Raw genomic sequence first — 22,207 nt, 5'->3', positions numbered from 1 at the left:
CCCGCCGGGATCAGGTTGCTCGGTGGGCGCTCGCCGGGCGAGGCCGCCCGAGCCCCGGGAAGGCCAGCTCGCCCCCGCCCGCCCGGGGCCGGATCCGCACGACGTACACCGCCCGGCGAGGCGCTTCCACCGAGCCCTTGTCGCTGCGCGGGACACGTGGCTCGGCGACGCCCCGCAGTGCTCGCGGGAGTCCCGCGAGGACTGCCAGGGCCGGACGTCGCCCGTCACCGCGCCGAGCCACGGCCCCGGTGCGACGAGAACGAGCCCGAACGCGGTGGACAGTCCGCCCGGCTCGGCCGGATGACCTCGCTCGGGTCGCGCAGCCATACGTGCTGGCCCCGGTCGGTGACGGTCAGCCCGAACTGGTCGGCGTCGGGCCGGCCCTCCGTTTCGTACTCCCACCAGGTCTGCTCGATTTCCTCCCAGAGGAACCCGGGCCCGTACTGCCACACCTCCTCCCCCGTGGCGGCCGTCGCGGCACTCCCGTTCTCGCGAGTCACCCACACCTGGGCACCTGCGTCGGTGTTCTGGTGGATCAGCCGGACACCGGGAAGCCGCGCGCCCGCGTACAGGGCGAACCCGAGGTCGAGGACCTGGGCGGGGTCCAGACCGGCCGCACGCGCCCGCCCCTTCCCGTGTACGTCGTGGAGGTCGGGCACACGGTGGCCGCGCATCGGCATGTACATCGCCCCGCCACAGAACGGGCCGGACGCGGTGCCGTCGCCCTGAACATGGAGCCGGACCAGGGCACCGCACCAGAACTCCCGGGCCAGCGGGGCCACGACGACCCCGCCGGGCCGGACCTGCCGCAGCAGCGCGTACGGGACGTACCGCAACGCGCACGTGGCGATCAGCCGGTCCACCAGCCCCAGGCCGGGCCACGGCCGCTCGCCGTCCCCGACCCGCAGGTGCGGCCGGTACCCGGACCGGGCCAGGGCCTCGGCCGCCCGCCGCGCCACGACCGGATCCAGCTCCACGCTGTGGACCAGATCATCCCCGAGCCGCTCGCACAGCAACGCCGACACGTACCCGGTGCCGGTCCCGATCTCCAACACCCGCTGCCCGTCTAGGACGTCGAGCAGCCCGAGCATCCGGGCCACCATCGACGGCATCGAGTTCGACGACGTCGCCACACCAGGCCCACCCCCGGCCCCGTCGTCGAGCTGCGTCACCACCGGCTCATCACTGTTCACCAACGCCAGCCAGGCATCCACCCCCACCACCGGCTCACACCGGTCCGGGAGCTGCCGCCACACCTCGCCCGGAACAAACCGGCTACGCGGCACAGCATCGAACACCTCCCGCCAACGACCGGCGAGCAACCCGCGATCAGCGAGATCTCGGACGAGGTCCGGGTGCGTAGGTGCCTGCGGTGCGCCGCTCACGACTGCGGCACGAACTGGGGACGGTTGCCGTCCGGCGACGGCTTCGGCTCCTGCGGCGGCGTCCACGGCCTGTCCGACGGCGACCCGCCATGCTTCCCGGCCTCAACCGGAACGTGGGTAGCGGTCATCGTCCATCTCCTCTGTTCGATACCACTGACTGGCCTACGGGGCGGCCACGCCCCAAGTTGAGGGGTCATCAGGTGTTCCGGGGAGCGGTGGCCACCGCGTGGCACGGGCAGGCGCACCCCGGCAGCCGGCACAGGGCGTGCACTTCGGCCAGGTCCGTCACCAGGGCACTTCGGCATACGATGCTGCACGGACCACCCGGTCCCGCCGACAGGGCGTCCAGGGCAACGACCCGTCCTCCGGCCTCATCGGCGGCGGTGATCGGATCACCCCGCCACAGCAACGTCACCCCGCGCTCGGCGCAGTAAGCCCCCGGCTCGTCCTCGCCCGGGACGTCATGCGCGTCCCCGCTCACGTAACACCTCATCCGCGCCGAGCCTCCCGCCATGCACGACCCAAACGCACCGCCGTCGGACAGCAGGCCCCTGCACGACAGGCGGCGCAGAACTGGGTGTGGCCGAGCCAGGGCTTGTAGGCGGTGTCGCCCGGGGCAGTGGTCTTCACGACGTGCCTTCGGTGCAAGTGGGGCATTCGCAGGCGGGGAACTCGTGCGAGACTTCCGGCCCTTCGAACGGAATCACCTCGGCTTCTTCCCGCAGGACACGGACAGTGCCTGTGCGGTTCACCTCGTACACCTTCAGCGTCATCGCCACGGCGGTCTCCCTGACCAATCATCGGGCTCTCGGCCATTCCGCCGCAGGACCCGCTGTCACACCCTGATGATGAGCGAGCACGTCGAGTGAGAAATAGGTCGTGCGATGGCCACGTGCGGCCATCCGGCGGCCACGGCCAGAAGTACGGACGATGACAGCTCACACTGAACGCATGGGCCGCAACGACGCACTACGAGCCGCCCGCCTGCGCCGTGGGTGGCGGACCATCGAGGCCGCTGCTGCGGCGCTCACCAGGCACGGGCAACAGTTACTGGACGACCGCCAGTTCACCGTCTCCGCACGGACGTGGCGCCGCTGGGAAGGAGAACGCCCAGGCTGGCCGGCCGAGGAAACCGCCATCGTTCTCCATGACGCCCTCGGCCGCTGGCCCGAGGACCTGGGTTTCACGACCCCGCCGGGCTGGATCCGACCGGAGCACCATGAGGAGGAGCAGGTGAACCGCCGAACCTTCACCTCCGTCACCGCGGCCGCGCTCGCCATGGGGCCCACGGCTCCGCAGCACGTGGACCCTGCTCTCGTCGACTACTTCCAGCAGCAGTTGGAGGGTCACTACCGGGCCGACATGCTCCTGGGCCCCCATGATCTGATCGGGACGGTGTCCGCGCAGTACCAGCTCATCGACAAGCTGGTGCGCTCCGCCAAGGGTGAGACGCGGCGTGGACTTCTCCGCGCCGGCGCGGCCTACTCGGCTCTCGTCGGCTGGCTGTACCAGGATGCCGGTGACATCGACGGAGCCGCGTTCTGGCGAGGGGTTACGCAAGAAGTCGCAGCGCGGTCCCGTGACCCGCACCTGATTGGGTACTCACTGGTGAACCAGGCCCAGGTGCGTACCGATCTGGGCGACGGGCACGCGGTCGTCGAGCTGTGCGAGGCCGTTCTCGACGATACCGACCGGCTCGTACCGAAAGTGCGGATCATGGCCATGCAGCAGCAGGCCCACGGTGCCAGCCTCACCGGCGAACGGCGCGCAGTCGATCACCTCCTGGATCAGGCCGACCGCCTCCTCCCGAACGTCGACGACGACCTGCCATGGGGCAACGCATGCCGCCGGACTCCGGGGTACCTGGAGGTGCAGCGAGCCACCTGCTACGGGCGGCTCGGCCTGAGCGCAGAAGCAGGCTCCCTGTGGACGCAGGTCTTGGCGGTGGTACCGGAGACAGCCCGCCGAGACCGCGGGGTGTACATGGCCCGGCAGGCGACCGCCGCCGCCACGGCGCGGGAGCCGGACCGTGCGGTGGAGATCGCCCGCACAGTGGCCACCATCGCTGTTGAAACCCGTTCGGCCCGTATGTGCCGGGAACTGGCGAGGCTGGAGCGTGCGATGCGCCCGTGGCACGATGCCCCGGTCGGCCGGGACCTCGCAGAGATCCTGGCACCGGTGACCGAGGGGAGCTGACGATGGGCAAGGATCCGCTGCCGGACGAGGAGATTGCCGCGTGCCTGGCTGGATTGCCGGGGTGGGACCGGGAAGGGAACACGATCACCCGCGAGTTCGGCGTCCGGTACCACGGCGGCGTCGCGCTGATCGTCAACGTTGCGGACGTCGAGCGGCTCGTCGGCCACCACGCGGACATCGACCTGCGCTGGGATCACGTACGGTTCCGGATCACGACGCACGACGCCGGGCACCGGCTCACAGCGGCCGACTTCGATCTGGCTGCACGGATCGACAGGATCGCGGCGGCGCACCAGGCACAGGCTCACAACGCCTGAAGGCACCGGTACGCGATCCGCCTCAGCGAAGCGTGAGAGGAGAGGGTCGTGAGCGAAGACCTGGCCGCGGTGGGCCGCTTTCTGTACGAGGCGGGCACGCTGAAGCAGACGCGGCGCACCGGCTGGTGGATGGCCGGGGTGCGCGATCCGGAGAGTGTGGCCGAGCATTCCTGGCGTACGGCGTTGATCGCCACGATCATCGCGAAGCTGTAGGGCGCCGACCCCGCCCGGGCCGCCTACCTCGCCGTCTGGCACGACGCACAGGAGACACGGACCGGGGACGTGAACCACCTCGGGAAGAAGTACGCCCCCGTCGGCGACCCCCAAGAGGTCACCGCCGACCAAACTGCGGGAATGCCCGAGGTGCTGGCCTCGGCGATCCGCGAACTGGTCGCGGAGTACGAGGCGAAGGAATCGCCGGAGGCGGTATGTGTCCGGGACGCGGACAAGCTGGGAGTGCTTGCTCCAGGGCATCGAGTACAAGGCCCAGGGCTACGAGAACGCTCAGCGGTGGATCGACAACAGCCGAGGCCGACTCGTCACCAAGACCGCCAACCGCCTCGCCGACGAACTTTTGGCGCAAGGAAGCCTCGACTGGCTGCGGGCGGCCATGGGCGAGGGCAAGGCGTAATCCCCCGAAGCTCGGGGCCCGAGACCCGAGACCCGAGCCTCCGACATCACTCGTTCGGGGGTGCGTGAACGGGGCTCCGGCCCGAAGCTCGGGTGTCGAGACCCGGGCGTCGGGATGCGAGACCCGGGGTTCGAGCGCCTTCTTTAACCGGGCGGTAGAAGAAGGGGGTTGGGAAAACCTCCCCCACCTCCCCACCCCGTCACGGCCAGCCAGTATGACTAATCGTGACAGCTTGCGGCGCAGCGTGACGGCCGCCTACGGTGCGAGAACTGAACGACCCCGACACGGTGTTGGAGCACCAGTCGGGGTCTCACCGCAAGATCGATACCCTAGAAAGACGATCCATTGGCTACCCAGCACCTTAGCTCCGCCCTTCCCGCCCCCGCAGTCTCACCTGCGTACCCGATGGCCAAGCCCGGGTACGGGAAACGTTCCGCGCCCGGCCAACAGCACCGAACACGCGACGACTTCGCATTCCTTCCGATTCGTGAGCGCTACGTCGCCGGATTCGTCGACTGCCTACCCGACGGGGCAGCCATGAGCGTGAAGCAGTTGGCCAAGCAGCTCCCGCTGTACGGGCAACAGGCCATCTCCACCGCTCTGAAGGCCTTGTCCGTCGCCGGGCACCTTCGACGCGTACGGTGTTCTGTCGGCGCGGGCGACGAAACCCGTTGGGTCTTCCGCACGTTCTGGTCCCGCACTGCCCGCGACAACGAGTGGTGGGCCGCCTACCTCGCCACCGAGAACGCCAGCCGGACCGCATCCCCCACCGCCGCACCGCAAGCACCCTCAGCGTCTGCGGAGCCCCCGGCCCCCGCCGCCGTACCGCAGCAGCGCACCGTGCCCGACCCCGCCCCGGCACCCGAAACAGCTCCGGCGGCACCGACACCGGCTCCTACCACCGCCCCCTCCCCGGCCTACCTCGCCCTGGCCGAACTCGGCCGCCGGGACATCCGGCTGGCGCTGTCCGCCGACGACTGCGCCGCCCTCGAACCCCAGGCCGCGGAGTGGCTCGCCCGAGGCGTGAACGCCGACTACCTGATTGCCGCCCTCACCGCAGGACTCCCCGCCCAGGTCGACTGCCCGCCCCGCTTCGTCCGCCGCCGCCTCACCGACAAGATCCCGCCCCGGCTGCCCGCCGAACCCGCCAGGCCGAACACCGGCAGTCCAGCTCCCCGCATCCTCATGGAGTGCACCGACTGCGGCCGCCCCGGCCAGCCCGAAGCCCTCCCGGACGGCCTCTGCCGCCCCTGCCGCGCCGCCCACGCCGAGGGCCACCAGGCCGGTCCACCCGACCCCACCGACATCGCCGCCGTCAAAGCTCACATGGCCAACCTCCGAGACCTCCTCAAAGCGCCCTAGAGCAAGCGGCCCGGAACATACGGGCGTGCGCTCCCCGGCCCCTTCCGCGATCATGAACCGATGAGCCGGATCAGCCAGGAACCCCAGGAAGCCGCCGACGTCAACGCCGCCATCGACGCCGAGCTCCAGTTGCTGGACCCCCTCGTCCGCACGTCACGCCCGCTCGCCGCGCGCCTCCTCGCCCGAGTTCGTCGAGGTCGGGGCCTCGGGGCGGCGGTGGACGTACGAGGAGATGCTCGCCGCCCTCCCCGACCTGGACGGCGGGGGTGAGGGCGAGGGCGAGGACGGCAAAAGCAGCGGGGGCGGGGCCCGGTTCGAGCCCTCCCGGATGAGCGGGGTCGTCCTCGCCCCCGGCATCGTGCACCTCACGTACGAGACCGACTTCGGCGGGCGTCGGGCCCGTCGCAGTTCGCTGTGGCGCAGGCGGGACGGGGAGACGGGCTGGCGGATGTACTACCACCAGGCCACGCCCGTCCCGGCCGCCGAGTGACCGGGAGGGCCCCGCCCGGCCTCAGCCCAGCCCTTCCTCCACCAGCGCCGCCCACTGGGCCACCACCCGCTCCCGGCGGGCCGTGTCGTCGGTGAGGAGGTTGGCGAGGCCGAGACCGCGGGCCATGTCCAGGAGGCCCTGGACCGTTTCGCGGGTACCCGGGCGGGACTCGTCCGCGCCCAGGAGTTCGACCGCGATGCGGTGGGTCTCGCGGCCCACCCGCGCCTCCAGTTCCGTGACGCGCGGGCGGAGCTGGGCCTCGTTGGAGGCGGCCACCCAGAGCTGGAGCGCCGCCCGGAAGAGCGGGCCTGTGTAGAGGTCGACCAGGGCCGCGACCACCTCCGCCCGGCCCTGGACGGGGAGCGCGCGGAGGGCGGCCGAGCGTTCCTCGGCCACGTACTCCACCGCGCCCGTGAACAGGTCCTCCCGGGTCGGGAAGTGGTGCTGGGCCGCGCCCCGCGAGACGCCGGCCCGTTCCGCGACCACCGAGACGGTGGAGCCCGCCCAGCCGTGTTCGGCCAGACAGGCCACCGCCGCCTCCAGCAGCCGTTGCCGCGTCGCCCGGCTGCGGTCCTGCTTGGGCGCGTGAGCAGCCCGCGAAGCAGAGAAGGAAGGTGTCACCGCACCCATGCCGGGTCCCGTCGTTCGAGGAAGGCCGTCATCCCCTCCCTCGCCTCGTCGGAGGCGAACAGCTTCGCTGATCGGGCGATGAGGTCTTCGGCGTACTGGTCGAAGCTCCTCAGCACCGTAGCCGTGACCAGCTCCTTCGATGCGGCCAGCCCCTGAGGTGAGGCCCGGCGCAGTCCGTCCAGGACCGGGACAAGGCCCTTCTCCACATCCTCGGCGGCCACCGTGACCAGGCCGATCCTCGCCGCCTCCGCCGCGTCGAACCTCTCCCCGGTCAGGTAGTAGCGGTTCGCCGCCGTACGGTCCAGGCGCGGCAGCAGCGTGAGGGAGATGACCGCCGGGGCCAGGCCCAGGCGGGACTCGGTGAGGGCGAAGGACGACCCCTCGCCCGCCACCGCGATGTCGCACGCCGCCAGCAGGCCCAGGCCGCCCGCCCGGACGTGGCCGGTCACCCGGGCCACCACCGGCTTCGGCAGCGCCACGATCTCCCGCATCAGGCCCACGAACGCCTCCGGCTCCGGCGGAGCCGTCAGGTCCGCCCCGGCGCAGAACGTCGACCCCGTGTGGGTCAGCACCACCGCCCGTACGGTGTCGTCGGCCGCGCAGCCGGCCAGAGCCTCCCGCAGCTGGCCCACCAGCGCTGTCGACAGCGCGTTGCGGTTGGCCGGGGAGTCCAGCGTCAGCGTCGTGATGCCCCGGTCCCGGGATGTGGCGATCAGGGTCACTGGTCCTCCGATGTTCCCGAACGACTCGTCTTCTCGCGGTCGCGCAGCTCGCGCCGGAGGATCTTGCCGGAGGCCGCCCGGGGCACCGCCTCGATGAACTCGGCCTGCCGCACCTTCTTGTAGGCAGACACGCGTTCGGCTACGTACGTCATGACGTCGTCCGCCGTCAGACCCTCCGCCGCCGTTCCCGGCCCCCGGACCAGGAACGCCTTCGGGACCTCGTTGCCCTCCGCGTCGTACACCCCGATCACCGCCGCGTCCGCCACCGCCTCGTGCGTCAGGAGCAGCGCCTCCAGCTCGGCGGGGGCGACCTGGTAACCCTTGTACTTGATCAGCTCCTTCACCCGGTCGACGACGTACAGCCAGCCGTCCTCGTCGGTCCGGCCGACGTCACCCGTGTGCACCCAGCCGTCCTCGTCGATCATCGCGGCCGTGGCGTCCGCGCGACCCAGGTAGCCCTTCATCACCTGCGGGCCACGGATCAGGATCTCGCCGTCCGCCCCCGGTTCCGCGTCCTTCGCCGGGTCCTCCAGCGACACGATCCGCATCTCGGTGTTCGGCAGCAGCTTGCCGACCGTGCCCGGCGGCGGCTGCTCCACGGAGAGGGGCACCACGTGCGTACCGGGCGACAGCTCCGTCATCCCGTACGCCTGCCGCACCGGCGGCACCCCCAGCCGGGCCGAGCACGCCGCCGCCAGCTCGGCGTCCAGCGGGGCGGCGGCGCTGACGATGTACTGGAGCGAGGACAGGTCGTACTCCCCGACCAGCGGGTGCTTCGCCAGGGCCAGCACGATCGGCGGGGCCACGTACAGGCCGGAGATGCGGTGGGTCTGGATCGCCTCCAGGAACTGCGCCAGGTCGAAGCGGGGCAGTACGACGACCGTCGCGCCGCAGCGCAGCGGTACGTTCATCAGCGCCGTGAGGCCGTAGATGTGGAAGAACGGCAGGACCGCCAGGATGCGGTCGCCCTCGCTCATCGGGATGAACGGTCTCAGCTGCTCCAGGTTGGTCGCGATCGACCGGTGCGTCAGCATCACGCCCTTGGGCGTGCCCGTCGTGCCGGAGCTGTACGGGAGGGCCGCCACGTCCTCGCCGGGGTCGATCGCGACCTCCGGCTCGGGAGCCGTGGAGGACAGCATGTCCAGGATGGAGGTGTGCCCCTCCGCCTGGTCGCAGACGTAGATCTCCCGTACACCGCCCGCCAGTTCGGCCGCGCGACGGGCCGTGGCCAGCAGCGGGGAGACCGTGACGATCCACTGCGCCCCGCTGTCCGCGAGCTGCTTGGCGAACTCCTCGGGCGTGGCCAGCGGGTGGACCGTGGTGACCGAGGCCCCGGCGCGGGTGGCACCGTAGAAGACCGCCGGGTAGGCGATGGTGTTCGGGCTGTGCAGGGCGAGGACGTCGCCCTTCCTGAGCCCCGCCTCGGCCAGCGCGGCGGCGATACGCCGGTGGAAGCCGTCGAGTTGGGCATACGTGAGGGACATCCCGTTCGTCCCGTCGATCAGGGCGACGGTGTCACCGAACCCTGCGGCCTCGCCGAGAACCGCGTCGTGGATGGGTGTGTCGAGGGCCGTTACGTCTGCGTACTCGCTGCGGAACACCATGGCGGTCCCCTGTCGTCGCGGTCGCCCGCGCCGCCCGGGTGGCGGCACGGGACGCCGTGCGGGTGTGGAGGTCAGAATTACCCCTGTGGGGGAGGTAGGGGGAGGGGTCGGACGGGATCGGATCACGAAGAACGGACAGCGGGGAACGGGGACTAGTACGACTTCGGCAGGCCCAGCGACTGGTGCGAGACGTAGTTCAGGATCATCTCGCGGCTGACCGGGGCTATCCGGGCCACCCGTGACGCGGTGATCAGGGACGCGAGGCCGTACTCCCGGGTCAGTCCGTTGCCGCCGAGCGTGTGCACCGCCTGGTCGACGGCCTTCACGCACGCCTCCCCGGCCGCGTACTTCGCCATGTTCGCCGCCTCGCCCGCCCCGATGTCGTCGCCCTCGTCGTACAGCCGGGCCGCCTTCTGCATCATCAGGCGCGACAGCTCCAGGTCGATGTGCGCGGTGGCGAGCGGGTGCGCGATGGCCTGGTGCGAGCCGATGGGCTCCTTCCAGACCTGGCGGGTACGGGCGTACTCGACGGCCCTGGAGAGTGCGAAACGGCCCATCCCGATGCCGAACGCGGCCGTCATGATCCGCTCGGGGTTCAGCCCGGCGAAGAGCTGAAGCAGACCCGCGTCCTCGTCGCCGACCAGGGCGTCCGCCGGCAGCCGCACATCGTCCAGGACTAGCTCGAACTGCTTTTCCGGGGCGTGGAGTTCCATGTCGATCCGGTTCCGGCCGAACCCGGGGGCATCGCGCGGGACGATGAACAGGCAGGGCTTCAGCTTCCCGGAGCGCGCGTCCTCGGTCCGCCCGACGATCAGCGTGGCGTCGGCTATGTCGACACCGGAGACGAAGACCTTGCGGCCGGTGAGGACCCAGTCGCCGCCGTCGCGGCGGGCGGTGGTGGTGATGCGGTGGGAGTTCGACCCGGCGTCCGGCTCGGTGATGCCGAAGGCCATGGTGAGGCTGCCGTCGGCGAGGCCCGGCAGCCACGTCCGCTTCTGCTCCTCCGTGCCGAAGCGGGCGATGACCGTGCCGCAGATCGCCGGCGACACGATCATCATCAGGAGCGGAGAGCCGGCCGCGCCCAACTCCTCCAGCACGATCGAGAGTTCGGCCATGCCGCCGCCTCCGCCGCCGTACTCCTCGGGGAGGTTCACCCCGAGGTAGCCGAGCTTGGCGGCCTCCGCCCACAGCTCGTCGGTGTGCTTGCCCTCGCGGATGACGGTGGTCATGTAGTCGCGCCCGTACCGCTTTCCGAGGGCGGCGACGGCTGCGCGCAGGGCCTGGTGCTCTTCGGTTTCGAGGACGGTGCGTGCGGTGCTCATGCGGTCTCCTCCGGTACGGGAACGGGTACAGGGGTGGCGGCCGGGTCCTCCTGGACCACGGCGAGCAGCGCGCCGACCTCGACCTGGTGGCCGGGGGCGGCGTGCAGAGCGGTGAGGGTGCCGGAGGCGGGGGCGAGGATGCGGTGCTCCATCTTCATCGCCTCCAGCCAGATCAGCGGCTGCCCGGCCTCGACGGTGACCCCGGTCGTCAGACCGTCGGCCAGGCGGACGACGGTCCCGGGCATCGGGGCGAGCAGGGAGCCGGGGGCGGTGTGCGTGGCGGGGTCGGTGAAGCGGGGCAGGGCGGTGAAGGTGTACGAGGCGTCGGCGGCGTCCACGTGGACCCGGCCGCCGTGCGCGGTGATGGCGAAGTGCCGTGTCACACCGTTCACTTCGAGCGTCACGTGGTCGGGCTTCGCGGCCAGGACCCGGGTGCCGGGGGTCTCGTACGGCTGCGGGATTCCGGTGCGCGGGGTGCGGTAGGCCACCTCGTGCTCGGTGCCGTCGGGTTCGCTGCGGTAGCGCTTGCGCTGGGGCTGCGAGGGGACGTTGCGCCAGGCCCCGAAGCGGGCCGGGGCGGGGCCGTGGGTCGATACGCCCCGGCCCGCTTCGGTGCCTCGTACGGCTTCCGCGCCCCGGCCCGCTTCCGCGCCCCGTACGGCTTCCGCCAGAGTGGCCGCGAGGGCGGCCGTGGCGGGGTCCCGGCCGGCTCCGGGGGCGGTGAGCTCCGCCAGGTGCCGGCCGTAGAACCCCGTGTCCAGGCGGGCCGCCGCGAAGTCCGGGTGGCGCAGCGAGCGTACGAGCAGGTCGCGGTTGGTGACCGGGCCGTGGACACGGGCCCGCTCCAGCGCTCGGGCCAGCAGCCGGACGGCCTCGGTGCGGGTCGGGGCGTGGGCGATCACCTTGGCGATCATCGGGTCGTAGTGCACGCCGATGGTGTCCCCGCCGGCGTACCCGGTGTCCAGGCGCAGGCCGGGGCCCTCCGGCACCTCCAGGGTGAGCAGCGCACCGGTCTGCGGCTGCCAGCCCCGTGCCGGGTCCTCGGCGTAGAGCCGGGCCTCGACCGCGTGGCCGGACGGCTGCGGGGGCTCGGGGGACGGCAGCGGTTCGCCTTCCGCCGCCCGCAGTTGCAGGGCGACGAGATCGAGCCCGAACACGGCTTCCGTCACCGGGTGTTCGACCTGGAGGCGGGTGTTCATCTCCAGGAAGTACGGGCGGCCGTCGGCGGAGACCAGGAACTCCACGGTGCCCGCACCCCGGTAGTCCACGGCACGGGCCGCCGCCACCGCCGCTTCGTGGAGCCGCGTGCGCAGCGCCTCGTCCAGGCCGGGAGCGGGGGCCTCCTCGATGACCTTCTGGTGGCGGCGCTGGAGCGAGCAGTCGCGGGTGCCGAGCGCCCACACGGTGCCGTGCGCGTCCGCCATCACCTGGACCTCGACGTGCCGGCCGCGCTCCACGTACGGCTCGGCGAAGACCTCCCCGTCACCGAAGGCGGACGCGGCCTCGGCAGCCGCTGCCAGCAACTCGCCCGGTAGTGCGTCGAGTTCGCGGACGATGCGCATGCCGCGCCCACCGCCGCCGGAGGCCGCCTTGAGCAGCAGCGGTAGATCGTCCTCGCCCGCCGTCGCCGGGTCCACCGGGGCCAGCAGCGGCACCCCCGCCCCCGCCATCAGCTCCTTCGCCCGGGTCTTGGAGGCCATCAGCTCGATCGCCTTCACCGGCGGGCCCACCCACACCAGCCCCGCGTCCTGCACGGCGGCGGCGAAGGCGGCGTTCTCGGAGAGGAAGCCGTAGCCGGGGTGCACGGCGTCCGCCCCGGCGGCCCGCGCGGCGGCCACGACGAGGTCGCCGCGCAGATAGGTGTCGGCGGGGGCCGCGCCCGGCAGCCGTACGGCGAGGTCCGCCTCGCGTACGTGCAGGGCGTCGGCGTCCGCGTCGGAGTACACAGCGACCGTGGTGATGCCGAGGTCGCGGCAGGTGCGGAAGATCCGGCAGGCGATCTCGCCCCGGTTGGCGACGAGCAACGTGGTGATGGTCATCCGGGCCCCATCGGTAGCGGTGGTCATCTGGGCCTCACATCCGGAAGACGCCGAAGCCGCCGCGGGCGCCCTCGACCGGTGCGGTGTGGATCGCGGACAGGCACATCCCGAGGACGGTCCGGGTGTCGCGCGGGTCGATGACCCCGTCGTCGTACAGCCGCCCGGACAGGAACATCGGCAGCGACTCCGCCTCGATCTGCTGCTCCACCATCGCGCGCAGTCCGGCGTCCGCCTCGTCGTCGTACGGCTGCCCCTTCGCGGCGGCGGAGGCGCGGGCCACGATGGAGAGGACCCCGGCCAACTGCTGCGGGCCCATCACGGCGGACTTGCTGCTGGGCCAGGCGAAGAGGAAGCGCGGATCGTAGGCGCGGCCGCACATGCCGTAGTGGCCGGCCCCGTAGGACGCGCCCATCAGGACCGACAGATGCGGGACCTTCGAGTTCGCCACGGCGTTGATCATCATCGCGCCGTGCTTGATGATGCCGCCCTGCTCGTACTCCTTGCCGACCATGTAGCCGGTCGTGTTGTGGAGGAAGAGGAGCGGGATGTCGCGTTGGTTGGCGAGCTGGATGAACTGGGCGGCCTTCTGTGACTCCTCGCTGAACAGCACCCCCTGCGCGTTGGCGAGGATCCCGACCGGATAGCCGTGCAGCCGTGCCCACCCCGTGACCAGGCTCGTCCCGTACAGCGGCTTGAACGCGTCGAAGTCCGAGCCGTCGACCAGCCGGGCGATGACCTCGCGCGGGTCGAACGGGGCCTTCAGGTCGCCCGGCACGATGCCGAGCAGCTCGTCCTCGTCGTACTTCGGCGGCTCGACCGGGCCGGGATCGGTGTGTGCCTTGCGCCAGTTGAGCCGGGCGACGATCCGGCGGGCCTGCCGGATCGCGTCGTGCTCGTCCACGGCGAAATGGTCGGCGAGCCCCGATGTACGGGCGTGCATCTCGGCTCCGCCGAGGGATTCGTCGTCGCTCTCCTCGCCGGTGGCCATCTTCACCAGGGGCGGTCCGCCGAGGAAGACCTTGGACTGCTCCTTGATCATCACGGTGTGGTCGGACATGCCGGGGACGTACGCGCCTCCGGCGGTGGAGTTGCCGAACACGACGGCCACGGTGGGGATTCCGGCGGCGGAGAGCCGGGTGATGTCCCTGAAGAGCGCCCCGCCGGGGATGAAGATCTCCTTCTGGGAGGGCAGGTCGGCCCCGCCCGACTCCACCAGGCTGATGCAGGGCAGGCGGTTGGCGAAGGCGATCTCGTTGGCGCGCAGGGCCTTCTTCAGCGTCCACGGGTTCGAGGCCCCGCCGCGTACGGTCGGGTCGTTGGCGGTGATCAGGCATTCGACGCCCTCGACCACCCCGATCCCGGTGACGAGTGAGGCCCCGACGGCGTAATCGCTGCCCCAGGCGGCCAGCGGCGACAGCTCCAGGAACGGGGTGTCGGGGTCGACGAGCAGCTCGATCCGCTCCCGGGCCGGGAGCTTGCCGCGCCCCCGGTGCCGGGTCACGTACTTCTCGCCGCCGCCCGCGAGCGCCTTGGCGTGCTCGGTCTCCAGCTCGGCGAGCTTCTCCGCCATGGTGGCCCGGTTCGCCGCGTACTCGGGGCTGTGGGTGTCGAGCGCGGTGGGCAGGACGGTCATGCGGTCACCTCCGGGTCATCGATGCCTTCGAGCAGCCCGACCGGGACGCGCAGCCAGCGCGACCGCAGCCACTCCCCCAGCGCCTTCGCCTGCGGGTCGAACCGGGCCTGGGCGGCGACGCCTTCGCCCAAGAGGCCGTGGACGGTGAAGTTCAGGGCGCGGAGGTTGGGCAGGACATGGCGGACGACGGTCAGGTCGACTGTCTCCGGCAGAAGTTCCTTGAACCGCTCGACGCTCAGCTCGTGTGCCAGCCAGCGCCAGGCAGCGTCGTCGCGGACCCAGACGCCCACGTTGGCGTCACCGCCCTTGTCACCGCTGCGCGCGCCCGCGATCAGACCGAGAGGGGCGCGCCGGGTGGCTGTGGAGGGGTACGGGTCGGGCAGCGGCGGTTGCTCGACCTCGGCCAACTCCTGCGTGATAGCTGGGGGTTCGATGATTAGCCGGTGTCCGTCCGGCAGCACGGCGAGGTGCTCGACCTCGGCCGCCGGTACCGGCCTGGCCTCGAACACCCCGTAGGGCGCCCCCTTTCCGGGCGGGGCGGTGACGTGGAAGCCGGGATAGCTGCCGAGGGCCAGCTCGACGGCGGCCCCGGAGACGGTGCGGCCGACCGCCTCGGCGTCCTGGTCGCGGACGACGAGCCGGAGCAGGGCGCTGGCTCGCTCCTCGGTGTCGGCGTCGGTGTGGTCGGTACGGGCCAGCTCCCAGCGCACCTCGGCGGGCGGGCGGGTGCCGCCCCGCTCCAGGGCGTCGGCGAACTGGGCTTTCACCAGAGCCGCCTTGGCCTCGACGCCGAGGCCGGTGAGGACGAAGACGACCTCGTTGCGCCAGCCGCCGAGCCGGGTGACCCCGGCCTTGAGGGTGGGCGGCGGGGCCTCGCCGCGTACGCCGTCGATGCGGACCCGGTCGGGGCCGTCGGGGGTGAGCCGTACGGTGTCGAGGCGGGCGGTGACGTCGGGGCCCGCGTACCGGGCTCCACCGGTCTCGTAGAGGAGTTGGGCGGTGACGGTGGAGAGGTCGACGACCCCGCCCGTACCGTCGTGCTTGGTGATGACGGACGAGCCGTCGGCGTGGATCTCGGCGAGCGGGAAGCCGGGGCGGCGGAGCCGGGCCGGGTCGTACTCGCCGAAGAAGGCGTGGTTGCCGCCGGTCGCCTGCGTACCGCACTCCAGGACATGCCCGGCGACCACGGCCCCCGCGAGCGCGTCCAGGTCGTCCGGACCCCAGCCGAAGTGGGCGGCGGCCGGCCCGGTGACCAGGGCCGCGTCGGTGACCCGGCCGGTGACGACGACATCGGCCCCGGCCCGCAGACAGGCGGCGATCCCAAAGCCGCCGAGGTAGGCGTTGGCGGTGAGGGCCCCGTCCGGGACGGGCAGGCTGTCGCCCTCGACGTGCGCCACGGTGACGGGCACACCGACCTTGTCCCCCAACCGCCTGACCGCGTCCGCGAGTCCGGCCGGGTTGAGGCCGCCCGCGTTGGCGACGATCTTCACCCCGCGCTCATGGGCGAGACCGAGCCCTTCCTCCAACTGGCGCAGGAAGGTGGTGGCGTAGCCCTTCCGCGGGTCCTTGAGGCGGCTGCGGCCGAGGATGAGCATGGTCAGCTCGGCGAGGTAGTCGCCGGTGAGGACGTCGAGAGGGCCGCCGGTGAGCATGTCGCGCAGGGCGTCGAAGCGGTCGCCGTAGAAACCGGAGGCGTTGCCGATGCGGAGGGCGGGGGCGGGGGCGCTGCTCATCGGGTCTCCCGCTCCGCGCGATGCGGTTCTTCCGCGCGCGGCAGCCGGCCCGGTCCCGGCGGGCCGGCGAAGGCCTGCGCGATGGAGAGCCACTGGTCGGCGTCGCGCCCCTCGGCGGTGACCGCGAGGTCGGAGCGGTGGGCGCGCTGGGTGACCAGAAGGCAGAAGTCGAGGAGCGGGCCGGTGACGCGCTGGCCGGCGCCTTCGGGGCCGTACGCGACCATTTCGCCGCCCGGCGCGTCGAGTTCGACGCGGAACTCCTCCTCGGGCGCGGTGATCCCGCGTACCGCGTAGGCGTAGTTCCGGGCCCGGACGCCGATCCGGGCCACATGCCGGAGCCGGGCGGTCGGGGCCCGGGTCACGCCCAGGGCGTCGGCGATGTCCTGGCCGTGGGCCCAGGTCTCCATGAGCCGGGCGCTCGCCATGGACGCGACGCTCATCGGCGGCCCGTACCAGGGGATCCGGGTGCCGTCCGGGGCGTCGCGAAGGACCTTGTCGAGCCGGGCCCGGCCCTCCCGCCAGCGGACGAGCAGGGCGTCCGGGGCATGGGCGGCGACCAGGGCGTCGGCCGCCTCGTCGACGAAGGAGTCGGGGGCGGCCAGGGCCTTGGCCACCTCGTCGCCGAACCGGTCCGGCTCGGTGGCCGCCAGCACCGCGACCTCGTCGGTCCAGCTGAGATGGGCGATCTGGTGGGCGACGGTCCACCGCTCCGCCGGGGTCGGTCCGCGCCAGCCCGGGGCATCCAACTCCCCGACCAATTTGTCGAGTTCATCGCTCTCTTCGCGCAGATCGTCGATCACGGCTACGACAGCGGACACGTGCGCCCCCTCGGGACCGGGTGTGGTGCCCAGGAGCATGGCAGCGCGCCGAGAAACAATCAAGCACGCTTGCATGATTTTCTGCCCGGCCGGATTCTCGTTCCGGGCGCGGCCCGCCCCGGGGCGCGTTAGCCTCCGTCGATGACTGCCGAAACCCGCCCGGTGACCGTCCTGTTCGACGCGGACAAGCTGATCCTTGAGCTCCACCACGACGCGGAGGGCGCGTACCACGCCTTTCCCGGCGGGCGCCCCGGGACCGCTGCCGCACCGCGCGTCGCGCTGTCCCTGGAGGAGGCCCTGCACGCCCGCATCCGGCCCGCCGGGACGGCGGAGGCGGTCCTGCGTGCCTGGTCGCTGGGCGCGGCGCCGCAGGGGCCGGTGGCCCTGGTCGACCCCGCGGCGGTGGAGCCGGTACGGGTGCGGGCCGGGGCGGTCGTCATCCGCGACGGGGCCCTGCTGCTGATCCGGTTCACCGAGGAGGGCGGCGGGTCGCACTACGAGATTCCGGGCGGCGGGGTCGAGGCGGGCGAGACGCCGGAAGCAGCCGTCCTGCGGGAACTGGACGAGGAGACCGGCCTGGCCGGGACCGTCGGGCCCGAGGTCGCCCGGGTCTGGAAGGACGGCCGGCACGAGCACTACTTCCTCGTGTCCGCGACCGGCGAGGTCGGCCCGCCCGAGACGCTGGACAACTACGGCGGCGCCCCGGCCTGGGTGCCCGTGGAGCGCCTGCCCGCCACCCCGCTGTGGCCCCGGCGGCTGTCCTGGCGCATCGAGCACTGGCACCGGACGGGGTGGCCCGAGCGCCCGGCGGAACTGGCCGACTCGATCACCGAGTTGGGCCCGCCGTGCATGTGGTGAGACGTCCCTGGGGCGTACTAGCCGGCGTCCAGGGCCGGGGCGAGCAGGGCGAACGCCCGGTCCGTGAGCGCGGCGGGGTCCTCCGCCCCGTCGCTGTCGCTCCAGCGCCGCAGCACGGTGTCGAACGCGACGAGCGCCGCCCCGGCGGCGAGGCGTGGATAGAGATCCGTCTCCGGGTCGAGCCCCCGGCGGCGGGCCGTCTCCACGGCGAGGTCGTCGCGCCACTGCGCCTGGTGCTCCAGGAAGCGGGCGCGCAGGGCGGGGGTGCGCAGGATCAGCTGGACCACCCGCAGGGCCCGGCCTGAGTGCTCGGCACCGTCGGCGCAGGCCGCCATGGCGACCCAGACGGCGTGCCGCAGCGCGGTGGAGGGGGGTTCGGCCGCGGGGCGGGCGGCCAGTTCGGCGTGCATGCCCGCCCCCATGTCGGCCAGGAACCGGACCACCACGTCCTCCTTGGACGCGAAGTACCGGAAGAACGTCCGCTTGGACACTCCGGCGGCGGCCGCGATCGCGTCGACCGTGACCGCGTCGAACCCTTCCCGTGCCATCAGTTGGAGCGCCGCTTCGGTCAGCTCGTCGGAGACGAGCTGACGTTTGCGCTGGGCCATGGTGACTGCGGGACGGAGGCTCACACCACCATCGTAGCCCCATGCCATCGTTGGCACTCAGTAGCTTCTTGACACTTGATGCCATCAACGACAACGTATGCCACATGACACAGGAACCGACGCAGGGCACGGCACGGAACCCGGCACCGCAGCGTCGCTGGACCGCCGAGCAGATCCCCGACCAGACCGGCCGGGTGTCCGTGGTCACCGGAGCCAACAGCGGCCTCGGCCTGGCGACCGCACGGGCTCTCGTCCACCGGGGCGGGCACGTGATCCTCGCCGTGCGGGACGAGGAGAAGGGCCGCCGGGCCGCCGCCGGCATCACGGCCGGGCGGCCGGGGGCCTCCGTCGAGGTGCGCCGCCTGGACCTGGCCGACCTCGACTCCGTACGGGCGTTCGCCGAGGACCTGCACGCCGGTCACACCCGACTGGACGTCCTGGTCAACAACGCCGGGGTGATGGCGCCGCCCCGCTCGGCGAGCGCGCAGGGCCACGAGCTGCAGTTCGCCTGCAACCACCTCGGCCACTTCGCGCTCACCGGGCTGCTGCTCGACCTGCTGGCCGAGGGGCGCGACCCCCGCGTCGTCACGGTCACCTCGGTCAACCACCGCAGGGCGCACCTGGACTTCGACGACCTGAACGGCGAACGCGCCTACCGCCCGATGACCTTCTACGACCGTTCGAAGCTCGCCAACGCCGTCTTCGGCCACGAGCTGCACCGGCGGCTGACCGCGGCCCGGAGCCCGGTCCGCAGCCTGCTCGCGCACCCGGGCTACACCGCCACCCGGCTCCAGACGAGCGGGCCGACCGGCCTGGTGAAAGTGCTGTTCGGCAGCGTCCTGCGCCCCCTCGCCCAGCAGCCCGACGCGGGCGCCCTCCCGCAGCTGTACGCGGCGACGGACCCGGGCGCGCGGGGCGGCGAGCTCATCGGCCCGGACGGCCGCGGGGAGCTGCGCGGCGGGCCGGCCCGGGTCCCGCTCGCCGCGGGGGCCACCGACGCCGGGACCGGGCAGCGGCTCTGGGAGGTGTCGGAACGGCTGACCGACGTCCGCTTCCCGTTCCCCGCGTCGGCTTGACGTCGGGCCGGGTCTCACCGTTTACCACCCTGCCCTACGTAGGGCAGGGTGGTAAATTGGGCAGCATGATAAAGACGACCGTGTATCTTCCGGACGAATTGGAAGTAAGACTGGACGCCGAGTCGTCCGCGACCGGCGTCAGCAAGGCCGAGCTCATCCGGCGCGGCATCGCCATGCTGCTGGACAGCGCGGAGCGACCGAAGCGCAGCCGTGAGCTGCCGGTCTTCGACAGCGGACGCTCCCGTACGCCCGACGAGATGGACGACGCCGTCTACGAGCACATCAAGGAACGGGCCGCACGCCGTTGATCATCGTCGCCGACACCTCGGCCCTCTACGCCGCTTTCGACGCCGCCCAGGCCGAGCACGCCGCGGCGGCGGGAGTCCTGGAGCACGAGCGCCTGGCGATCTCCCCGCTCGTCGTCACCGAACTGGATCACCTGGTCCACCGCGACCTGGGGTTCCCGGCGGCCCTGCAGGTGATGGAGGCGCTGAATTCCCGCATCGACGACGGGCAGTACCGCCTCGCCGAGCTCAAGCTCGCGGACCTGCACACCGCCCATGAGGTCCGTCAGAAGTACGAAGGGCTGCGGCTCGACCTGGCCGACGCGGTCGGAGTGGTCCTGGCCGACCGCTACCGGACAGATCGAATCTTCACCCTGGACCAGCGCGACTTCCGCGCGATGTCACCGCTGACCCCGGGGCTGGACTCCTTCCGGATCCTGCCAGCCGACTGCTGAGGCGTTCCCGGGCCGGCCGTCCGCGCCTCAGGGCTCGCGTCGTGGCGCCGGCCCCGACCGGCTGCGCACCGCGCCGATGCTCGCCCCGATGACCAGGGCGATGGCGAGGGCGTCCGTCGTGGAGAGGGCCTGGTCCAGGATGAGGAAGCCCGCACCGGCGGCGATGGCCGGCTCCAGGCTCATCATCACGGCGAACGTGGGTGCGGGCAGCCGGCGCAGGGCCATCAGTTCCAGGGTGTACGGGAGCACCGAGCTGAGGACCGCCACCGCCGCGCCGAGCGCCATCGTGGACGGGACCGTGAGCTTCGACCCGGACTCGATGACGCCGAGCGGCAGCGAGAGGACCGCCGCGACCACCATCGCCAGCGCGAGCCCGTCCGCCTGCGGGAAACGGCGGCCGGTGCGGGCGCTGAACACGATGTACGCCGCCCACATCGCCCCGGCCGCCAGTGCGAAGGCCGCGCCGACCGGGTCGAGGCGGTCGAAGCCGCCGCCGCCCAGCAGGACCACGCCGACGAGGGCCAGCCCGGCCCACAGGACGTTGATCAGGCGGCGGGAGGCGAACACCGACAGGGCGAGCGGGCCCAGCACCTCCAGGGTGACGGCGATACCGAGCGGGATCCGGTCCAGCGCCAGGTAGAAGAGCGTGTTCATGCCGCCCATCGCGACGCCGAAGGCCAGCACCGTGCCCCAGTCCGCACGCGAGTGGCCGCGCAGCTTCGGGCGGCAGATCACCAGCAGGATCAGCGCGGCGGCAGCCAGGCGCAGGGTGACGACGCCCAGCGCGCCCGCCTTCGGCATCAGCAGCGCCGCGACGGCCGAGCCGAACTGGACGGACAGGCCGCCGGCGACCACCAGGGCGATCGGCGCCAGCGCCGCCCGGCGGTCGGCCCAGGACCGTCCGGTGCCTTCGAGTGCCGTCACCGCTTCGGGTACGGCGACGGCTGCGGCGGCCGGTTCGGCGGCGCTGCGCTGGTCGTTCACGGGGGCCTTCCGGACTGAGCGAGTAGGTGGCGAGAAGGTGCAGTGCAATGGACTGGACGGTACAGGATGAGGAACTCTGTCCGCCATGGGTTTCCCTTCACGGTAAAGACGCCCGCGCGTTCCGTGAAATGCCCATCACGCTCTCGTTATGCTTCCCACGCATGAACGAGGAACCCTCCCCCGGCCGCCCCGTGGAACTCCGGCATCTGCGGGCCTTCCTCGCGGTCGCCGACGAGCTCAACATCACGCGCGCCGCCGCCCGCCTCCGGCTGACCCAGCCCGCCGTGTCCCGCACCCTCGCCGCGCTGGAGCGGCACCTCGGGGTCCGGCTCGTCGACCGTTCCACCCACCACCTCGCCCTCACCCCCGACGGTCTCGCCTTCCGCGACAAGGCCGCCGCCGCGGTCGCCGCCTTCGACGAGGCGCTCGACTCCGGGCGGCTGCGCACCTGGCCGCTGCGGCTCGGGCACGCCTGGTCCGCGTTCGGGCCGTACACCACACCGCTGCTGCGGACCTGGCAGGAGCGGTTCCCGGGCACCCCGCTGGAGCTGCTCCGGATCGACGACCGCACCGCCGGACTGGCACGGGGCGAGGTCGACGGCGCGCTGCTGCGTGGGCCGGTGGACGCGCCGGGGCTGGTCACCGAAGTGCTGTTCACCGAGGCGCGGGTGGCGGCGGTGACCGCGGACGGGCCGCTCGCGACGCGCCCCTCGCTCGAACTCGCCGATCTCGCGGACGGTCCCGTCGTCCTCAACACCGTCTCCGGCACCACCACCGTGGACCTCTGGCCGCCGGACACCCGCCCGGCCGCCACCCTCACCGTCGGCAACACCGACGACTGGCTCACCGCCATCGCCGCGGGCCGCGGCAGCGGGGTGTCCACCACGTCGACCGCGGAGCTGCATCCGCACGCGGGAGTCGCCTACGTCCCGCTCGACGACGCCCCGGGCGTCCCGGTCCTCCTCGCCCGCCGCGACGCCCCGGGCCACCCGGCCCTCCCGCAACTGGCCGCCCTCGCCCGCGAGATCGTCGCCCGGAGGCCATGACACCCAGAAGAGCC

20 protein-coding genes and 2 pseudogenes are annotated in these 22,207 nt (G+C 72.3%); 10 read left to right on the top strand and 12 right to left on the bottom strand.

Features of this window, described 5'->3' with window-relative positions:
- Positions 1-224 precede the first annotated feature (224 nt).
- Positions 225-1,385 carry a methyltransferase domain-containing protein gene (locus tag CCZ36_RS20380; protein ID WP_206515756.1) on the bottom strand — a complete coding sequence of 387 codons (1,161 nt, stop codon included), beginning with the start codon at positions 1,383-1,385 and terminating at the stop codon, positions 225-227.
- A 626-nt stretch (positions 1,386-2,011) separates the two neighbouring features.
- Positions 2,012-2,164: a hypothetical protein gene (locus CCZ36_RS34820; RefSeq protein ID WP_164873531.1), complete on the bottom strand. Its 153-nt coding sequence runs from the start codon at positions 2,162-2,164 to the stop codon at positions 2,012-2,014.
- A gap of 172 nt (positions 2,165-2,336) precedes the next feature.
- On the opposite strand from CCZ36_RS34820, the gene CCZ36_RS20370 reads away from it, so the two are divergent.
- The 5 genes and pseudogenes from CCZ36_RS20370 to CCZ36_RS20350 all read left to right on the top strand — a co-directional run bounded on the left by CCZ36_RS20370 (position 2,337) and on the right by CCZ36_RS20350 (position 6,381).
- The gene (locus tag CCZ36_RS20370; protein WP_128818299.1) at positions 2,337-3,581 is read left to right on the top strand and encodes a Twin-arginine translocation pathway signal; all 1,245 of its coding nucleotides are present in this window, start codon (positions 2,337-2,339) and stop codon (positions 3,579-3,581) included.
- A 2-nt stretch (positions 3,582-3,583) separates the two neighbouring features.
- Positions 3,584-3,898, top strand: coding sequence for a 4a-hydroxytetrahydrobiopterin dehydratase (locus CCZ36_RS20365; RefSeq protein ID WP_128818298.1), 315 nt, complete (start codon positions 3,584-3,586; stop codon positions 3,896-3,898).
- A gap of 48 nt (positions 3,899-3,946) precedes the next feature.
- A pseudogene (locus tag CCZ36_RS20360) lies at positions 3,947-4,529 on the top strand (HD domain-containing protein).
- Positions 4,530-4,874: 345 nt separating this feature from the next.
- Positions 4,875-5,891 carry a MarR family transcriptional regulator gene (locus tag CCZ36_RS20355; RefSeq protein WP_128818297.1) on the top strand — a complete coding sequence of 339 codons (1,017 nt, stop codon included), beginning with the start codon at positions 4,875-4,877 and terminating at the stop codon, positions 5,889-5,891.
- 60 nt (positions 5,892-5,951) lie between these two features.
- Positions 5,952-6,381, top strand: a pseudogene (locus CCZ36_RS20350) (nuclear transport factor 2 family protein).
- A gap of 21 nt (positions 6,382-6,402) precedes the next feature.
- Here CCZ36_RS20350 and CCZ36_RS20345 read toward each other — a convergent pair.
- The 8 genes from CCZ36_RS20345 to CCZ36_RS20310 all read right to left on the bottom strand — a co-directional run bounded on the left by CCZ36_RS20345 (position 6,403) and on the right by CCZ36_RS20310 (position 16,882).
- Positions 6,403-7,011 (bottom strand): TetR/AcrR family transcriptional regulator, encoded by a 609-nt coding sequence (locus CCZ36_RS20345; RefSeq protein WP_032764234.1) that lies wholly within the window; start codon positions 7,009-7,011, stop codon positions 6,403-6,405.
- Positions 6,999-7,733: an enoyl-CoA hydratase family protein gene (locus CCZ36_RS20340; protein ID WP_128818296.1), complete on the bottom strand. Its 735-nt coding sequence runs from the start codon at positions 7,731-7,733 to the stop codon at positions 6,999-7,001. The genes CCZ36_RS20345 and CCZ36_RS20340 overlap by 13 nt, the downstream gene beginning before the upstream one ends.
- Positions 7,730-9,337: a 4-coumarate--CoA ligase family protein gene (locus CCZ36_RS20335; protein WP_128818295.1), complete on the bottom strand. Its 1,608-nt coding sequence runs from the start codon at positions 9,335-9,337 to the stop codon at positions 7,730-7,732. Before CCZ36_RS20335 ends, CCZ36_RS20340 begins: the two co-directional genes overlap by 4 nt.
- Before the next feature lie 152 nt (positions 9,338-9,489).
- Positions 9,490-10,659: an acyl-CoA dehydrogenase family protein gene (locus tag CCZ36_RS20330; protein WP_128818294.1), complete on the bottom strand. Its 1,170-nt coding sequence runs from the start codon at positions 10,657-10,659 to the stop codon at positions 9,490-9,492.
- Complete coding sequence (locus CCZ36_RS20325; protein ID WP_128818293.1) at positions 10,656-12,698, bottom strand: ATP-binding protein; 2,043 nt, start codon at positions 12,696-12,698, stop codon at positions 10,656-10,658. The genes CCZ36_RS20330 and CCZ36_RS20325 overlap by 4 nt, the downstream gene beginning before the upstream one ends.
- A gap of 34 nt (positions 12,699-12,732) precedes the next feature.
- Positions 12,733-14,331, bottom strand: a complete 1,599-nt coding sequence (locus CCZ36_RS20320; protein ID WP_069735337.1) for an acyl-CoA carboxylase subunit beta — start codon at positions 14,329-14,331, stop codon at positions 12,733-12,735.
- Positions 14,328-16,064 carry an acyclic terpene utilization AtuA family protein gene (locus CCZ36_RS20315; RefSeq protein ID WP_128818292.1) on the bottom strand — a complete coding sequence of 579 codons (1,737 nt, stop codon included), beginning with the start codon at positions 16,062-16,064 and terminating at the stop codon, positions 14,328-14,330. The genes CCZ36_RS20320 and CCZ36_RS20315 overlap by 4 nt, the downstream gene beginning before the upstream one ends.
- Positions 16,061-16,882, bottom strand: coding sequence for a TIGR03084 family metal-binding protein (locus tag CCZ36_RS20310; protein WP_069735595.1), 822 nt, complete (start codon positions 16,880-16,882; stop codon positions 16,061-16,063). The genes CCZ36_RS20315 and CCZ36_RS20310 overlap by 4 nt, the downstream gene beginning before the upstream one ends.
- Before the next feature lie 141 nt (positions 16,883-17,023).
- On the opposite strand from CCZ36_RS20310, the gene CCZ36_RS20305 reads away from it, so the two are divergent.
- The gene (locus CCZ36_RS20305) at positions 17,024-17,740 is read left to right on the top strand and encodes an NUDIX domain-containing protein (protein ID WP_128818291.1); all 717 of its coding nucleotides are present in this window, start codon (positions 17,024-17,026) and stop codon (positions 17,738-17,740) included.
- Positions 17,741-17,757: 17 nt separating this feature from the next.
- On the opposite strand, the gene CCZ36_RS20300 is transcribed toward CCZ36_RS20305, so the two are convergent.
- Positions 17,758-18,396, bottom strand: coding sequence for a TetR family transcriptional regulator (locus CCZ36_RS20300; RefSeq protein WP_069735340.1), 639 nt, complete (start codon positions 18,394-18,396; stop codon positions 17,758-17,760).
- A 56-nt stretch (positions 18,397-18,452) separates the two neighbouring features.
- Between CCZ36_RS20300 and CCZ36_RS20295 the strand changes: the two genes are divergently transcribed.
- The 3 genes from CCZ36_RS20295 (at position 18,453) to CCZ36_RS20285 (ending at position 20,163) form a co-directional block, all read left to right on the top strand.
- The gene (locus CCZ36_RS20295) at positions 18,453-19,424 is read left to right on the top strand and encodes an oxidoreductase (protein ID WP_128818290.1); all 972 of its coding nucleotides are present in this window, start codon (positions 18,453-18,455) and stop codon (positions 19,422-19,424) included.
- Between the two features lie 65 nt (positions 19,425-19,489).
- Entirely contained in the window at positions 19,490-19,732 is a 243-nt protein-coding gene (locus CCZ36_RS20290) for a CopG family transcriptional regulator (protein ID WP_069735342.1), read from the top strand.
- Positions 19,729-20,163: a PIN domain-containing protein gene (locus CCZ36_RS20285; protein ID WP_128818289.1), complete on the top strand. Its 435-nt coding sequence runs from the start codon at positions 19,729-19,731 to the stop codon at positions 20,161-20,163. Before CCZ36_RS20290 ends, CCZ36_RS20285 begins: the two co-directional genes overlap by 4 nt.
- Positions 20,164-20,190: 27 nt before the next feature.
- Here the strand turns inward: CCZ36_RS20285 and CCZ36_RS20280 are convergent, their stop codons facing one another.
- The gene (locus tag CCZ36_RS20280) at positions 20,191-21,147 is read right to left on the bottom strand and encodes an EamA family transporter (RefSeq protein ID WP_069735344.1); all 957 of its coding nucleotides are present in this window, start codon (positions 21,145-21,147) and stop codon (positions 20,191-20,193) included.
- A 161-nt stretch (positions 21,148-21,308) separates the two neighbouring features.
- Between CCZ36_RS20280 and CCZ36_RS20275 the strand changes: the two genes are divergently transcribed.
- On the top strand, positions 21,309-22,193 hold the full coding sequence (locus CCZ36_RS20275; protein WP_128818288.1) for a LysR family transcriptional regulator: 885 nt from the start codon (positions 21,309-21,311) through the stop codon (positions 22,191-22,193).
- Positions 22,194-22,207 lie beyond the last annotated feature (14 nt).

Source organism: Streptomyces sp. S063, from assembly GCF_002832675.1.
In the GTDB taxonomy this organism is placed as follows: Bacteria; Actinomycetota; Actinomycetes; order Streptomycetales; family Streptomycetaceae; genus Streptomyces; species Streptomyces sindenensis.
This window is presented reverse-complemented; position numbering and strand designations above follow the sequence as displayed.

Excerpts from the sequence above, each read along its gene's own strand:
- CCZ36_RS20305 (WP_128818291.1), top strand. The coding sequence starts at position 17,024 with ATGACTGCCGAAACCCGCCCGGTGACCGTCCTGTTCGACGCGGACAAG.
- CCZ36_RS20345 (WP_032764234.1), bottom strand. The coding sequence starts at position 7,011 with ATGGGTGCGGTGACACCTTCCTTCTCTGCTTCGCGGGCTGCTCACGCG.
- CCZ36_RS20275 (WP_128818288.1), top strand. The coding sequence starts at position 21,309 with ATGAACGAGGAACCCTCCCCCGGCCGCCCCGTGGAACTCCGGCATCTG.
- CCZ36_RS20320 (WP_069735337.1), bottom strand. The coding sequence starts at position 14,331 with ATGACCGTCCTGCCCACCGCGCTCGACACCCACAGCCCCGAGTACGCG.
- CCZ36_RS20335 (WP_128818295.1), bottom strand. The coding sequence starts at position 9,337 with ATGGTGTTCCGCAGCGAGTACGCAGACGTAACGGCCCTCGACACACCC.
- CCZ36_RS20325 (WP_128818293.1), bottom strand. The coding sequence starts at position 12,698 with ATGACCATCACCACGTTGCTCGTCGCCAACCGGGGCGAGATCGCCTGC.
- CCZ36_RS20295 (WP_128818290.1), top strand. The coding sequence starts at position 18,453 with ATGACACAGGAACCGACGCAGGGCACGGCACGGAACCCGGCACCGCAG.
- CCZ36_RS20290 (WP_069735342.1), top strand. The coding sequence starts at position 19,490 with ATGATAAAGACGACCGTGTATCTTCCGGACGAATTGGAAGTAAGACTG.
- CCZ36_RS20300 (WP_069735340.1), bottom strand. The coding sequence starts at position 18,396 with ATGGCATGGGGCTACGATGGTGGTGTGAGCCTCCGTCCCGCAGTCACC.
- CCZ36_RS20370 (WP_128818299.1), top strand. The coding sequence starts at position 2,337 with ATGGGCCGCAACGACGCACTACGAGCCGCCCGCCTGCGCCGTGGGTGG.
- CCZ36_RS20315 (WP_128818292.1), bottom strand. The coding sequence starts at position 16,064 with ATGAGCAGCGCCCCCGCCCCCGCCCTCCGCATCGGCAACGCCTCCGGT.
- CCZ36_RS20330 (WP_128818294.1), bottom strand. The coding sequence starts at position 10,659 with ATGAGCACCGCACGCACCGTCCTCGAAACCGAAGAGCACCAGGCCCTG.
- CCZ36_RS20365 (WP_128818298.1), top strand. The coding sequence starts at position 3,584 with ATGGGCAAGGATCCGCTGCCGGACGAGGAGATTGCCGCGTGCCTGGCT.